The sequence below is a fragment of the Coleofasciculus sp. C1-SOL-03 genome (assembly GCF_040220555.1).
GTDB lineage: Bacteria > Cyanobacteriota > Cyanobacteriia > Cyanobacteriales > Coleofasciculaceae > Coleofasciculus.
In genome coordinates this window covers 62623-77432 of the sequence record NZ_JAVJUO010000195.1, presented here as the reverse complement: position 1 = coordinate 77432, position 14810 = coordinate 62623, and the positions used below count along the sequence as shown (strand labels likewise).

General features: G+C 47.5%; 10 protein-coding genes. 3 read left to right on the top strand and 7 right to left on the bottom strand.

All coding sequences use genetic code 11. The features are described 5' to 3' along the window. Positions 1–91 precede the first annotated feature (91 nt). On the bottom strand, positions 92–928 hold the full coding sequence (locus RIE73_RS30260; RefSeq protein WP_446404698.1) for a DUF928 domain-containing protein: 837 nt from the start codon (positions 926–928) through the stop codon (positions 92–94). A 502-nt stretch (positions 929–1430) separates the two neighbouring features. Here RIE73_RS30260 and RIE73_RS30255 point away from each other — a divergent pair. Next, the gene (locus tag RIE73_RS30255) at positions 1431–6857 is read left to right on the top strand and encodes a CHAT domain-containing protein (RefSeq protein ID WP_446404697.1); all 5427 of its coding nucleotides are present in this window, start codon (positions 1431–1433) and stop codon (positions 6855–6857) included. Between the two features lie 233 nt (positions 6858–7090). Here RIE73_RS30255 and iscB read toward each other — a convergent pair whose 3' ends face one another. From iscB to RIE73_RS30235, 4 genes are all read right to left on the bottom strand, one after another. Next, positions 7091–8392: an RNA-guided endonuclease IscB gene (gene iscB / locus RIE73_RS30250; protein ID WP_446404696.1), complete on the bottom strand. Its 1302-nt coding sequence runs from the start codon at positions 8390–8392 to the stop codon at positions 7091–7093. A gap of 287 nt (positions 8393–8679) precedes the next feature. Beyond that, complete coding sequence (gene tatC, locus RIE73_RS30245) at positions 8680–9450, bottom strand: twin-arginine translocase subunit TatC (protein WP_446404695.1); 771 nt, start codon at positions 9448–9450, stop codon at positions 8680–8682. A 328-nt stretch (positions 9451–9778) separates the two neighbouring features. Continuing rightward, positions 9779–10207 carry a beta-carboxysome assembly chaperone CcmS gene (gene ccmS / locus RIE73_RS30240; protein ID WP_446404694.1) on the bottom strand — a complete coding sequence of 143 codons (429 nt, stop codon included), beginning with the start codon at positions 10205–10207 and terminating at the stop codon, positions 9779–9781. Positions 10208–10261: 54 nt separating this feature from the next. Continuing rightward, complete coding sequence (locus RIE73_RS30235) at positions 10262–12031, bottom strand: ABC transporter ATP-binding protein (protein ID WP_446404693.1); 1770 nt, start codon at positions 12029–12031, stop codon at positions 10262–10264. A 466-nt stretch (positions 12032–12497) separates the two neighbouring features. On the opposite strand from RIE73_RS30235, the gene RIE73_RS30230 reads away from it, so the two are divergent. Beyond that, positions 12498–12707, top strand: a complete 210-nt coding sequence (locus RIE73_RS30230) for a hypothetical protein (RefSeq protein WP_446339977.1) — start codon at positions 12498–12500, stop codon at positions 12705–12707. A gap of 144 nt (positions 12708–12851) precedes the next feature. Here RIE73_RS30230 and RIE73_RS30225 read toward each other — a convergent pair whose 3' ends face one another. Further along, positions 12852–13247 carry a PPC domain-containing DNA-binding protein gene (locus RIE73_RS30225; RefSeq protein ID WP_446404692.1) on the bottom strand — a complete coding sequence of 132 codons (396 nt, stop codon included), beginning with the start codon at positions 13245–13247 and terminating at the stop codon, positions 12852–12854. 42 nt (positions 13248–13289) lie between these two features. Here RIE73_RS30225 and RIE73_RS30220 point away from each other — a divergent pair, with 42 nt between their 5' ends. Then, a complete protein-coding gene (locus tag RIE73_RS30220) occupies positions 13290–13616 on the top strand; it encodes a hypothetical protein (RefSeq protein WP_446404691.1) in 327 nt (108 codons plus the stop codon). Positions 13617–13934: 318 nt separating this feature from the next. Here the strand turns inward: RIE73_RS30220 and RIE73_RS30215 are convergent, their stop codons facing one another. Continuing rightward, a complete protein-coding gene (locus RIE73_RS30215) occupies positions 13935–14513 on the bottom strand; it encodes a TIGR04376 family protein (RefSeq protein WP_446404690.1) in 579 nt (192 codons plus the stop codon). Positions 14514–14810 lie beyond the last annotated feature (297 nt).

Genomic DNA, 14810 nt, shown 5'->3' with positions numbered 1-14810 from the left:
AGATCATTACAATTTGGCTTAATTTAGTCGGTTTGATTTCCACTGTTTTCGTCTCAACCTCTCCCAACCCATTGCCAGCCTCGCCAAATTCTCAATACTCCACTGGCGTACTTTCAACCAGAGGCGCTTGAGAAATTTTTTCTAGTTTCACGGATTCTGATTTGAGCAGATTTTCCCACATCATTGTTAGGTTAGAATCCTCTGGATGAGACAGTCTGAGTTCAACCAATGTAGCTAAAAGGTCGTGCCAAACGCCATAATTTCCGTACAAGGCTGCTAACTCTAAAGGCTTCACCTTGTCTAAGTCTTTTTCCAAAGCTGGGTTGGGTTCAGTGCGTTCAATCCATCCTAAGACAGTCGGATTTCCCGTTGCATCTGAATCATGACATTTCAGACTAAATGACCATTGATAAACTTGACCAATCTCTAGAGGGTCTAGATTGGTGGGCAGTTTAACACTGATAATACCCGGCGTTTCTGGAAGAGTTACAAGTGCATAATGAATCTCTTGCGTCCCCTGTTGATTGGTTAAAATAAACTCTCCTGTGGTTGCACTCGTTTTGGGTACATAGACAAAGAAGCTGGGATGATCACTCACGGTTAACGTGGGATATTCATCCACAGTGTCCTGGTTTTCCGTTAATCCTTGAACCGTATTGGGTGTTAGCGGAGTTAGAGACGGAGACAAGGATTCATCAGTGGAACATCCGCCACGAGTGCCGATTGTCCCACTTTCTTTGGGTTCTCCTTCAGTTCGTGGAGATCTGAAATCGAACTTCAATGAACCAGATAAAACGTTACTGGCTAATAAATTAACGGGTTGAGATTCTGCCAGCACTGGCGTGGCATAGCGCGAGAAGCTCACCAGCGAAAGGGAGCAAACCAATGAGGTGGTTGCTAAGAGTAGAGAGTAGGTTTGTTTTGTCATAATACTCGCTATTCCCTGAATTAATATTTAGGTGTTTCCAGTTATTCCTAGCTAGTCGTGCTACTCGGTCGAAAGTTCCCTGATTATTTAGGTAAAACTGCTTAAATTGATGAGGGGTTGGTGGTAGATGCCTGTACAGCACATATCCTATTAAATCGAATTTTTTACTCAGAGTAAATCATTTTCATATTTATTTACAATCTAGAGAGTAATGATTTAAAGGTAATACTTTGTACAACCTGACTGAATCTATCTGGGTGGCGTGTTTTCAACCGCCAGTTAACCGTTAAAGTAACTCTCGATTTGATTAATTTTTTGTAACCAAATATTAAGTCAAGGATTCACAACATAAACCGCTAAGAAAACAGGCGTAACGGTTGGGGCGGTTTTAGCCAAACATTCCCTAAGGTTAACCCGCAAAGTTGGGGCAAACTCACCCTTACCCAATCTCAAAAAAATGTGGCAGAATTCTAGGCATATTTGTGAAAGTCAGGTTAGCAAAATGTGCAACTCCTCCGTTGGCAAATTACCTGGATTATTTTCTCTAGGGGGAATAATTTCTCTGGGCATGGTTACGCTTCACTCCATGTCTCCGGTTCAGGCGCAATCGATTACCCAGGCTGAGGATGGTACGGGTACGGTGGTGACGATTGATGGCAATCAGTACGATATTTCTGGGGGTTCTCTATCGGGGGATGGGGCAAACCTGTTTCATAGTTTCCAGGAGTTTGGACTTTCGGCTAATGAGATTGCTAATTTTCTCTCTACACCAGATATTCAAAATATCTTAGCCCGTGTAATGGGCGGGAATGCCTCCATGATTGATGGGTTGATTCAGGCGACGGGGGGGAACGCCAATTTATTTTTAATGAATCCGGCGGGGATTGTGTTTGGGGCGAATTCCCAGTTAAATGTGATGGGGGATTTTACCGCAACTACGGCGACGGGAATTGGGTTTGAGGAGAATGGTTGGTTTCATGCCTTTGGTGATAATAACTACGACACGTTAATTGGGAATCCTAGTCAGTTTGCCTTTGATTTGGCGCAGTCGGGCAGTATTGTCAATGCTGGGGATTTAGCTGTCACAGAAGGGCAGAATTTAACCTTACTGGGTGGCACAGTGGTGAACACAGGGCAAATAACCGCACCGGGAGGAACAATTACCATCGCTGCTGTACCGGGAGAGAACTTAGTCCGGATTAGTCAACCGGGACAGGTGTTGAGTTTGGAGATTGAACCACTAGAGGATAGTACAGGGCAAATGTTACCTGTGAGTCCCCTGGATTTAGCGGCATTACTCACCGGAGAAGAAACTGAAACGATGGAAACAGGGTTGAGTGTGACTCAGACTCAACAGGTGCAGTTAACCGAATCCGGGATAACCATACCCCATGAAGCTGGAACAGCGATTGTTTCGGGTAGTCTGGACGTGTCGGATGTAGAAGATTCAGGCAATGCCCTCTCCTCTGGGATGGGCGGTAATGTTACTGTATTAGGCGATAACGTGGGACTCTTTGCTGCTACTGTTGACGCCTCCGGGATGGGGGGTGGCGGCACCATTCATATTGGTGGAGACTATCAAGGACAGAATACCCTACCCCGTGCGAGGCAAACCCTCGTCAGTGCCGATTCGACAATTACCGCCGATGGCGTTTCCTCAGAGTCTGGAGTAACAGCAGATGGGGGTGAAGTGGTTCTTTGGTCGGATGAACTTACCCGCTTCTACGGTAACATCAGCGCTCGTGGGGGAGATAGTGGGGGAGATGGAGGATTAGTGGAGGTGTCGGGAAAAGAATTGCTGATTTTTACCGGGTTTGTGGATGCGGGGGCATCTTTTGGTCAACCGGGGACATTGCTGCTTGACCCGAAAACAATTACCATAAGAGACCCGAATAATCCTTTAGTTACTTTTCTTAATCCCGAACCTATAGAAAATGGCTTATTCGGCTTCTCAGTAGCGGCAGTGGGCAGCGACATTCTGATTGGCGCTGACCTCAACATCTCCGGGGGATTTGAAGATGCAGGGCAAGCCTTTTTATTTAACCGGGATGGAACACTGTTGCAAACCTTTGACAATCCCCAACCTGTAGAATATGGTCATTTCGGCAGGTCAGTAGCGACGGTGGGCAGCGACATCCTGATTGGCGCTGTTGGTAACACTTCCGGGGGATTGCCTAGGGCAGGGCAAGCCTTTTTATTTAACCCAACAGGAACACTACTGCAAACCTTTGACAATCCCCAACCTGTCGCAGGTGGCAACTTCGGCATCTCAGTAGCGGCAATGGGCAGCGACATCCTGATTGGCGCTTTTAGTAACACCTCTGGGGGAGTCAGTGGTGCAGGGCAAGCCTTTTTATTTAACCGGGATGGAACACTGTTGCAAACCTTTGACAATCCCCAACCTGTAGAACCTGGTCATTTCGGTGCGTCAGTAACGGCAGTGGGCAGCGACATTCTGATTAGCGCTTTTAATAACACATCCGGGGGATTGCCTAAGGCAGGGCAAGCCTTTTTATTTAACCCAACAGGAACACTGTTGCAAACCTTCGACAATCCCCAACCTGTCCCAGAGGGCAGGTTCGGCGGGTCAGTAGCGACAGTGGGCAGCGACATCCTGATTGGCGCTCAACGCAACACCTCCGGGGGAGTCAATGATGCAGGGCAAGCCTTTTTATTTAACCGGGATGGAACACTGCTGCAAACCTTCGACAATCCCCAACCTGTCCCAGAGGGCAGGTTCGGCTGGTCAGTAGCGGCAGTGGGCAGCGACATCCTGATTGGCGCTTTTCGTAACACCTCCGGGGGAGTCAATGATGCAGGGCAAGCCTTTTTATTCTCTCGCGATGGTGACAGCGGTGGGGAATTAAGTTTGAGGTTCAATGACAACCCTGCTGAATCTGTGAGCATTGCCCCTAGCGCCATCACTGCAATTACCAATACAGGTACTGATGTGGTGATGCAAGCCAATACAGACATTATCGTGGAGCAACCGATTGTCACCAACAACCCCAGTGGAAATGGTGGTGGACTTACCTTTCAGGCAGGGCGCAGCATTCTCGTCAATTCCTCTATCTTCACCAATAATGGTAACCTCAGCCTGATTGCCAACGAAACCACTGCCAATGGAGTGATTAATGCTCATCGTGACCCTGGTCAAGCGGTCATCTCCATCGCCCCTGAAGTTACACTCAATTCGGGTACAGGCGATACAACCTTAATTCTCGGTACAGGTGAGGGGTTAACGAATAATTCTAGTGGCGATATCACAGCGAGTAATATCACAGGTAGAAATATTACTCTGATCAATAATCGGGGCGGAATTAACACGAGTAGCGGAATACTTCGTGCTGGAACTAATGGTACTGGCGGCACGATTACCCTCCAAGCTGCTGGTCAAATTAACACCAACGCTATCATCGCTAGCAGCGATAATGGTCAGGGGGGAACCATTAATCTGAATAGTGACAGCGATATTATTACGACAGCCATTCTCAACGTTTCTGGAAATACCAATGGTGGCAACATCACTTTCGATGCAGCAGGAAATATCACCACGGACAGTATTTTATTCGGTAGCGAAAACGGTCAAGGTGGAACAATTAACTTCAATAGCAACGGCAACATCACCACAGCCATTCTCAACGGTTTAAGCAATAATAATGGTGGTGAGATCACGCTCCAATCTACAGGCAAAATTACCACCCAAGACCTTCTCACCAATGGCGTTAACGGTGATGGTGGCGACATACACCTTACCAGTGGCAACGAAATAATCACAGGCATTCTCAATTCTTTAAGTAACGGCGCAGGTGGCAATATCACCCTCAATGCTCCTGGCAATATTACCACCCAAACCATCATCGCTAGCGGTGGTAATGGAAATGGTGGCACAATTGACATTGATAGCGGTGATGCCATTACTATCCTCAACGACACCATTACCAATCAAGGCAGTATCAGTTCGTTTTCCAGTAATGGTAATGGCGGTGATATTACCCTCAATGCTGCTGATAGCATCAATACAGGTTCCCTACCCATTGTCTCTAATTCAGCTATTAGCAATGGGGGTAACATTACCCTCAACTCAGATAATGGCAATATTACCGTCGCAGGCATTAACACCGAAGGCGGCATCGCTGGCACAGGTGGCGCTGTAGAAATCACTACCCCCAGCTTCTTCCGCGCCACTGATTCTTTCCCCAATCTCAATGGTACAACCGCCAGCATTTCCACAGGCGGCGTCACCGCAGGCGGTACAATTACGATTCGTCACGGCGGTGCAGGCGTCACTCCCTTTATGGTTGGTGATGCCAGCACCAACGGTACAGCCGGGGCAATTACCACAGGTAATACCGTACCCGAACAAACAATTTCTCCCACCGCCGAATTTCCCTACACCCACACCCAAGACGGCATTCAAATTATCTCCGTCCCCGCACCCGGTTCTGATCCTCAACCCCCCACTCAACCCTCTCCTTCACCGGGTGCTGACCCTCAACTCCCTACTCAACCCCCCACCCCACCAGGTTCACAACGCCCCTCTGATTCTCCCAGCGACGCCCAAACCGATTTAGCCTTCCTCATTGGCGATATTGTCGGTGCTGAAACTTCAGTCAACCAAGACCCCCTCACCGGGGAATCTCGTGTTATCTGGCAGATTCCCGGTACAGGAAACTTAGACACGGGACGCATCAACATCCCCAACCTGCTGACGCAAAACCTCAATGATGCCATTCCCGCCATTGATGACCTATTTGAAGGAGAATACGAAGACTACTTAGGTGAAGACATCGCCAACGAACAAACCAGCGTCGAAACCATCCGCCATACCCTAAACACCATCACCACTGAAACTGGCACTCACCCGGTTATCGTCTACGCCGTTTCCCTACCCGACCAACTGGAACTCATCATGGTTGTTCCCGACGGTACTCCCATCCGCAAAACCATTCCCGCCGCTAATGCCAAAACTCTGAAAAAGACTCTAGTTGAATTCCGCCAAACCGTTACCAATTACCGACGCCCTACCGCCTATTTAACGCCAGCAAAACAACTGTATAACTGGATGATTGCCCCCCTAGAACCGCATCTAGAAGCCCTCGGTATTGACACCCTCATCTTTTCCATGGACGCAGGTTTACGCACTATCCCCATGGCGGCTTTACACGACGGGGAACAATTTCTCATCGAAAAATACGCCCTCGGTTCCATCCCCAGCATCAGCCTGACCAATACCCGCTACAATCCCGTCAAAGATGCCCCAGTCCTGGCAATGGGCGCTTCTGAATTCACTGACCAAAGACCCTTACCTGCTGTCCCCATTGAACTAGAAACGATTACTCAAAACGTCTGGTCAGGGGAAGCTTACCTCAACGACCAATTCACCCTCAAGAATCTGCAAACTCAGCGCCAACAAAAGCCTTGGCAAATCATCCACCTTGCCAGTCATGCGGATTTTCAAGAAGGAGACCCCAGCAATTCTTATATTCAGCTTTGGGACACGAAACTGCAACTCGACCAAATGCGCCAACTGGGTTGGCATGAGAAGCCCCAAGTAGACCTATTAGTTTTAAGCGCCTGTCGCACTGCTTTTGGCAGTATAGAAGCGGAGTTAGGCTTTGCCGGATTAGCGGTTAAAGCTGGGGTTAAGTCAGCGTTAGCCAGTCTTTGGTACGTCAGTGATGGCGGTTCTTTAGCCCTAATGAGCGAATTCTACAATCAATTGGGTCAACCGGATGTAACGATTAAAGCAGAGGCACTGCGACGCGCCCAAATCGCCATGCTGCGAGGGGAGGTGCGTGTGGAATCCGGAGAATTGCGTGGGTTGGGAGAAGGGGAAAATCGCCCTGTTGTATCGGGATTACCCGACAAAAATTTCTCTCATCCTTATTATTGGGCAGCGTTTACGATGATTGGTAGTCCTTGGTAGGGGAAGATGGGGGAGATGAGGAAGATGGGGAAGATGAGGGAGATCTGACTTTTTACGGCATGGGGCGTAATGTGTGTAGGAGCGGGTTTCACGACTATCTTTTCAGTTGCACCCAGATGTCACTAAACCCGCCCCGACTGAGGTTTCACGATTTAGGGGGATTCAAGCGGACATGAGTCAATTCCTGAGCGATCGGTGCGCCTCTAGTCATTAAATCAATGGACAAAAGTGGATTATGTGGCATAACTATAGCCATCATGCCGATGGATTGGTGTGCAGTATTTGTGGTTAATGATTTGAAGCTTCTGGATAGATGTGGAAATATCAAACTGCCCGGTTTTTCTAACTGTGACTCGACCAACATGAGTACCTGCGTTTTTCCCTTTGGGGACAGCAGCCTTTACCATATCCCCAGTCTGGAAGCCGTGAACCTTTTTCACCCTAGAACGAACAGCTAGCTCACCCTTGTTATTCACTTGAGGGAAGCCAAACTTGGTGATATTGCACATCCGTCGATGCCCGTAACCTGTAGCCTTGATTATCAAAGGTTTGACGACTTTGACTATGACCCGGTGGGGTGTTGAACTGCCAACAGCTACCGCATCTCCCCAGTGAGTTTTTTCTAATCCCAGACGAATGCGATTAAACTTGGTTTGTCCACCCATCCCAGTTTCCACGGGTAGCCCCGTGGCTTTGAGTCGCTCAAACAAAACCCATCGGGTCGTATTAACAGCAGCAGCATCAACTAATGGCTTCTTGAGTTGAGCAAGAATCCGATTGAGAACACTTGGTTTGCCTGCCAAGAATTCTCGAATGTCTTGATTGCCTTTAGCTTGGTTGCACCTATGACAAGCGATGGCTAGGTTGCTCACGCGGTTACTGCCGCCAAGTGAGCGTGGTTTGACGTGTTCGACTTCTAGTCGAGTGTCGGTTGCACCGCAGTAGACACAACAGCGATTGAACTTTTCCAGGAGATACTCGCGAACCTCGTAGCCAGCCAGCTCGCCCTGTTGATACTCGACGCCAGATACCTCTGAGTTCTGCATCTTTTGTAGATCGAACCTGACTAGCTCCTGGCTAATGCCCGTGATCGGACAAACTCCTGATAATCGCCTTACCCAAGTCAATATATTTTGAACTCGACTGTTTAGAGATGGTGGCAACCACCCTTTGGGACGGCGGCGGTTATTGAACCGTGCTTTACGGTATCTAGTTTGGCGATTGCGTCGCGACCTGCGTAATTGACGACGGGTGGTAAGTGCATCTCGGATAGCGAAGCCTCTATGAGTTAATTCGGCTGCCCATATCACCACATTGCTTTTGAGGATGGCAATCCCTGTGACTTTCGCCCCGGGGTCGATTTTTAATCTGTATTTCGTGACTTGAGAGTTCTCTACCTCTGTGTCGTGCAAAATGACGGTGAATGGAAAGCGACGAAACACTGACGCTCTGCCAGTACGAAGCAGTTTTCTTGCGCGTGCTGGGTGAGTAGGAGCGAGTGGTTTTTTATTTTTGTCCAGTACAAACACAAACATAAGTTTTAATCTCGGATTGCTCCGGTAACGTGTTCCTCGACAAAGTTAAAGAAGCTTGTTCGGTCAAAGACACTGGCTTAACTCAATACACCTGTTTAATCCTTGACGACAGAGCTACAAACTGGAAAGCATTCGTAGGTGTCTTAACCCCTTTAACGTAGGCTTTTAAGCCTCAGTCTGGCTATCTTGTCCACAGTTGTCCTGTGTTGAGTGGATAGCTGTTACGCTAATAGTCAACCCAGAATTATAACAGGCTAAGGTTCCCGTACTACAAACTACGAACTCAATCACTTGCCTGACAGCTTAACCAGACCAATTCCGCCAAAGTAAAGACCGATAACCGCGCCAGCAAGTAAGCTTTGAGTCAGAGGATCAGTGGAAGGAGTTAGCACAGCACCGAGAATCACTGCACCTAAAATAACAATCCGCCAACCGGAAAGCATTTGAGAGGATGAGACAATGCCTAAATTTCCCAAGAGAAGCTGAATAATTGGGACTTGAAACGCTATCCCTGTACTGAACATGAGAAGCAGCACAAATTCAAAATACCGTTCAATTGACCAAGCTTGCTCAACCACATCAGCGCCGTAACTAATAAAGAATTTCAGCGCGGCGGGAATTAAGGCAATGTAGGAAAATGCCAACCCGACAAAAAACAGAATACTCGAACCGAAAACTATAGGTGCAATCAAGCGTTGTTCGCGGCGAGTTAATCCCGGTAAGACAAACTGAATCACTTGGTAAAGAATGAAAGGTGTCGCTACCAGCAAACCACTGTAACCCGCTACTTTCAGGGAAACAAAGAAGTATTCACCGGGAGCCAATTGCAAAAATTTAACGCCTTGAGCCGGGATTTCCAATACCTGAACAATGTATTTAACCGCGACAAAGCAGCCGATCGCACCAACGGCTACAGCCAGCAGCGAATAGAAAATGCGCCGCCGCAACTCTTCTAAGTGATCAAACAGTGACATCTCGACATCATTGGGAAGTTCGTCGAGGTTGTCGGTTTCACTGGTGTCGGGTTGCTGGGGTAAGGTTTCTACGTCAGGCGTCATCAGTTTGCAGAGTTGGATAGTCGTTTGTTAACTATTATTGTACCGATCGCGGGATGAGGATGCAGGGGGAGCTGGGGGAGTTATCAGTTATCAGTGAGCAGTTATCAGTTATCAGGAGATGGGAGAGATGGGGTTGTAGAGACGTTCCGGTGGAACGTCTGGGAGATGAGGGAGATGAGGGAGCAATGGGAACGTCTATTGTAGGGGCGGGTTTTATCGCTAACGTTTGGTTTTGACCCGGATGGAACTCAGTGTAATCAGTGTAACTAACCTCTCACTTCCCCACCCCAATCTCTCCAATCAATCTGTGAAATCAGTGTTTTGACAACTAAGGACGAATACCAAATTCGCTCAGACGCTGTTCTAACTCTTCAATTAATGTATCGACATCTTTCCCCACTTCCTCAAAACATACTGGAGGCGGAGATTCCGGTTCAAAATGAATTAATTTAATTTGGTCATTCCCAATCCCAATCATTAACACTTCTTTATCCGGTTGGTGAGCATTCACAATACCTACCACTTCCTGTAGATAGTTCTCAACCTTTTGATTTAATTTTTCCAGCGCCGCTTTGGGACAATAGACAAAATGGGGTCTAGGTTTCAGGTCAATTCCTATCGTTTCGTCGCTTTCGCCCTTCTCTAGAAAGAGTCCCCATGAAAGCGCCGCCAGTTCTTTACCATGTTTTTTAGCAAACTGATTTAGCTTAACTTTCCACTGATCCTCTGGCTTATTCGGCTGAGGTTTACTGAACATAATCATGGTTGACAATCCCCAATGACAAATGACTAATGACCAATGACCAATGACTTATTTAACACCAGACTGAACCCGCCAAAGCATCGCATAAATAGCTTGTTGTGCCAGTAATTCTTCATGGGTGCCTTGTTCAACTAATTTACCCTTATCCATCACATAAATACAATCAGCATTGCGTACTGTAGACAGGCGATGAGCGATCGCGATCGTGGTTCGGTTCTGGGTAATCTTCTCTAGCGATCGCTGAATGGCGGCTTCTGTCTCGTTATCCACGGCAGACGTGGCTTCATCGAGGATCAGCACCGGGGGATTTTTTAAGATAGCACGAGCAATTGCCAGTCGCTGCTGCTGTCCACCGGATAACTTTTGTCCTCTCTCCCCGATAATTGTGTCGTAGCCTTGGGGAAGTTGGCAAATAAATTCATGGGCTTCGGCAATTTCGGCGGCGGCTTCTACCTCGGATAGCGTGACATCAAAACTACCATAGGTAATATTTTCTCGCACTGTGCCATGAAACAGAAATACATCTTGGCTAACTAAACCAATGGCTTGGCGTAAATCAGCTAACTGAAGCTGGCGCAAGTCAATCCCATCTAGGGTTATGGTTCCGTCTTGGACTTCATAGAGTCGCAATAATAACTTGACGAGGGTACTTTTCCCCGAACCTGTCGCACCAACAATGGCAATGGTTTTTCCCGCCGGAATATGCAGAGACAGATTTTCTATCACAGGATGGCGTCCCTGATAGGAAAAGGTAATATTTTTTAACGCTAACTCCCCTTTTACCTGACTCACAGGCAAAGAAATCTCGCCTGAATGCATGGTAATCGGCGTATCTAACAGATTCATCACCCGGGTTGTAGACGCCATCGCCCGTTGATAGAGATCCAGGGTTTGTCCGAGTCGGGTGAGGGGCCACAATAAGCGTTGCGTGAGGAAGACTAACACGCTATAAGTTCCAACCGCTAATCTCCCAGCGACGGCTTCCATCCCCCCATAGAGGAGAATTCCGATAAAGCCCAATAAGATGAGGATACGAATTAATGGCACAAACGCCGCCGAGAGTGCGATCGCGCGACGGTTACTTTGACGATAGGCTTCACTTTGGGCAGTTATGCGCTGGATTTCATAGGCTTCCGCCGTAAAGCTTTTAATCGTGGTGATTCCGGTTAAATTATTGGCTAATTGCCCATTGAGTAAACTCACCTTTTCCCGAACCTCAGCATAACGGGGCGCAAGGCGGCGCTGAAAGGCGATAGAACCCCAGAGAATAAACGGCATGGGTAGAAGTGCCATCCAAGCCACGCCAGGTGCCAGAATCAAGAACGCAGCACCAATAATCACAACGGTTGTGGATACCTGAAGAATTTCATTCGCGCCAACATCCAGAAAGCGTTCCAGTTGGTTGATATCGTCATTGAGAATCGACATCAACCTACCCGTACTCCTATCCTCAAAATAAGCCAAGTCGAGGGATTGTAAGTGGGCGTAGGCATCTAAGCGCAAATCATGCTGAATCGTCTGTGCTAGATTTCGCCAGAGTCGGCTATAGGCATATTCAAAGATGGATTCTAATCCCCAGATGATCAGACTTAGCAACGCCAGAATCAACAGTTGGGTGAAAGTATCGGTGACGCCAAGTTGGGCAATTAAGGAATCCTCTTTTTGAACCACCACATCCACCGCCGCACCAATTAACGCGGGTGGCGCTAAGTCAAAAATTTTATTCAGAACCGAACAAGCGATCGCCTGCCAGATTTCCGTGCGATAGTTGTGACCGTAGGCAAATAGGCGTTTGAGTGGTGATTTGTCATTGGTCATTGGTCAAAACACTGATTTCACGGATTTATTGGAGAGATAGGGGTAGGGAGGTGAGAGCTTATTGACACTGATTACACAGACAAGGAAAGTTCTCTCATTTTCCCCATCTGACACACCGAGCGGAGCCGAGGTGTCCCCCAGCTCCCCCAGCTCCCCCAGCTCCCCCATCACCTCTCTTGTATATTTTGTGACAATCCGTAGAATAAGTCTATTTACTCGACCGAGTTATGTGAAGCTTGGATGAAGCTCAATTTCACAGAGACTTCGGCAACCCCCCATAACCTCGTGTTTTGTTCCAATTTAATTATGATATTTCGATAAAGATTGCGGGTAAGGCTTACCATCTCCAGAAAGGGGTGGCATGATGATTGATAGGACTCAGGGCATCACCAGTAAGCTATAGGCGATCGCTTCCTTACCCTCAATCACAATTTTTTTGACCACTTAAGGGTATTACAAGCAAGCAATGATGATTACTAACGCCAACCCCTCGATTATTCCTCCCCGAATTGATTATTGCCTCACTGCAACTGAGCAAGGATGGCAATTGACGGCTTGGGAACCCGCCATTGTGGGAGGTAATAGAGTTAAGCCCTATCTATGGAAGTTTAATTCCGAACTCCAAACCCTACAAGAAGCGCACCGAACGCTTCAGCTAATTCTGGGTGAAGGATAGTTTTTTATTTTCCAATCGGCTTTCCGCGACTGTCTAAGTGAGCGTTAAGCGCATCCGTTTTGAGTTTATGACCCTAAACGACTGTGATAGAGTGATTTGGCTGGATTTGAGGAACACAAATTTCGGCTGGTCGTACAGTAAAGTTTATTTAAGTTTGATTTCTAGCTCTTTATATCCTGTCGTTTCATCCATTGTTCTCAAAAAGATTAAATTGTCGCTGACACCCATAATAATTTCAGCCGTTGTATAGATGATACATCCTTCTAAAAGATGCCCTCCGATTGTTTTCCCTTTTTTATCCGACAGGGCAATGTGTAGATGGATACCATGGATTGACAGAGTGCCAACCAGGGAAACAATTTCAAAGCGCTGCTTGAAGGCTTGAGCATAATTTTGACCAGCAAAGCGCAGGGTGGCTTGTTTGAGGCTACCCACCGCCGTAATCATAAACCCAGCTTCAATCTGGTGCTGTTTGACGAAATGCCCTAAACTTGCCTTTAAATCGTCGTTGGGTTTTAAGCGAATCGCAAAAATTTGCATGGTGTATGATGATGGCGGCAGCGCTAGTTTTAAGTCAGAGCGATGAGAGTTGTAATTACCACCTTTGTGGTATTGTTTAGCCTAATAGAATTGTCTCAGTGGATGAGCGATTTGATCCTACCCATGCCAGTATTCATTTTGGCAGGAGCATTACTCGCGATCGCGTCTAACTACGGTAAATCTCCTGGTTGGTCGATTTTTCTACAATCCAGGCAATTCTCAGCCAATCAAACTCAGTCTCCTGCGGTGGAGAGTGGCAATCTAGCATCCAACTCGACGGTACTTAATTCATCGTCATCCACATCACTACCTAAGCCGCCTCGTTCGATTTCCTTTACGATTCCTCGCCGTTCATCAGGGAATGGGTGAATAGGGAGGGGGCGTCGCGGTTGTAGGGGCGAGTCGCTGCATATAGTAGGCTGTGTAAGAATTAACCTATATCGACTCGCCCAATTGCAAATGTAGGCGGTGTTAGATAATTGCCGATACTGGGCTGGGGGCGACCCGATTAAATTAAAGGTTGGGTGGTGTCAATTAAATGCGGCGGGTCGCCCCTACTGGCGTGACACAGCTAAAATTGTGGATTAGATTTGACCATTGAATCGGGCGCAAGTCTTTGCGCCCCTACGGTTTTGGGTTTCCCATTCTAATTCATCTATAGTTACCAATTAATGGGAGGGACACCCCTCAGCGTCCCATATTCCGTTTCATTTGGTCTAACTCCTCATCAGTTTCCCAGCGCTGAAACTGAGCCTCTAAGGGGTCTACACCTGCTCCAATGTTGTAGTTAGGACTCTGGTTCCAAGCCGATGTCTGCCACTGAGATTGAGCTTGGGCTTGAGCGCGGGCGGCTTCGACTTCTCTGGCTTTGGCATGAACTTGATTACGACGGGTTTGAATCTGACGCTGGAGTTCTTTCGTCTGAGCAATTCGCTGTTTAACCCCTTCCATCTTGCCCCAGAGTTGATTCCCTTGATGCAAAAGCGTAGCTTCTCGCTGTTGAGCGGCTTGGGCTAAATCAGGTCTGCCTTTCGATTGAGCCTTATTCATCCGTTCGTGCCAACGCTGAATTTCTTGGGCAACTGCTAATATTTCGTCCTGTAGGCGCTTTTGCTGAAGTTGCAAGTCAGCAATCAGCTTCAATGTGTCTTCTTCTTGCTCCCGTAACTGCTCTTCGAGTGCCTGTAACTCTAGATGGGGATTGTTGCGGAGAAATTCATCCAGTCGATTTTCCAGAAAGCGATTGAGATCCTCAAATAAACCCACGTCAAACTCCTAATACCCGTGCGCTTCGCTAATATGCTACCTCATCCTTTGGATGTCAGGGAGCTGGGGTGATGGGGTGATGGGGAAGATTAGGAAGTTAACTCAAAACTCTACCTTACCTGTTCCCTGTTCCCTGTTCCCTAACCAATGACAATCCCCACCGTTAACTTTAATAGTTCCCACCTGAATCAACTTGCAAATTACTCTATCGGTGGGCATAAATTGGCAATTTGCCCAAGAGTTTCACCCCTTGGGGAGATGATTTTCTGCCTTGAGACCACGATTCTGGCAGAAAGA

Excerpts from the sequence above, each read along its gene's own strand:
- RIE73_RS30260 (WP_446404698.1), bottom strand. The coding sequence starts at position 928 with ATGACAAAACAAACCTACTCTCTACTCTTAGCAACCACCTCATTGGTT.
- RIE73_RS30255 (WP_446404697.1), top strand. The coding sequence starts at position 1,431 with ATGTGCAACTCCTCCGTTGGCAAATTACCTGGATTATTTTCTCTAGGG.
- iscB (WP_446404696.1), bottom strand. The coding sequence starts at position 8,392 with ATGTTTGTGTTTGTACTGGACAAAAATAAAAAACCACTCGCTCCTACT.
- tatC (WP_446404695.1), bottom strand. The coding sequence starts at position 9,450 with ATGACGCCTGACGTAGAAACCTTACCCCAGCAACCCGACACCAGTGAA.
- ccmS (WP_446404694.1), bottom strand. The coding sequence starts at position 10,207 with ATGTTCAGTAAACCTCAGCCGAATAAGCCAGAGGATCAGTGGAAAGTT.
- RIE73_RS30235 (WP_446404693.1), bottom strand. The coding sequence starts at position 12,031 with ATGACCAATGACAAATCACCACTCAAACGCCTATTTGCCTACGGTCAC.
- RIE73_RS30230 (WP_446339977.1), top strand. The coding sequence starts at position 12,498 with ATGATGATTACTAACGCCAACCCCTCGATTATTCCTCCCCGAATTGAT.
- RIE73_RS30225 (WP_446404692.1), bottom strand. The coding sequence starts at position 13,247 with ATGCAAATTTTTGCGATTCGCTTAAAACCCAACGACGATTTAAAGGCA.
- RIE73_RS30220 (WP_446404691.1), top strand. The coding sequence starts at position 13,290 with ATGAGAGTTGTAATTACCACCTTTGTGGTATTGTTTAGCCTAATAGAA.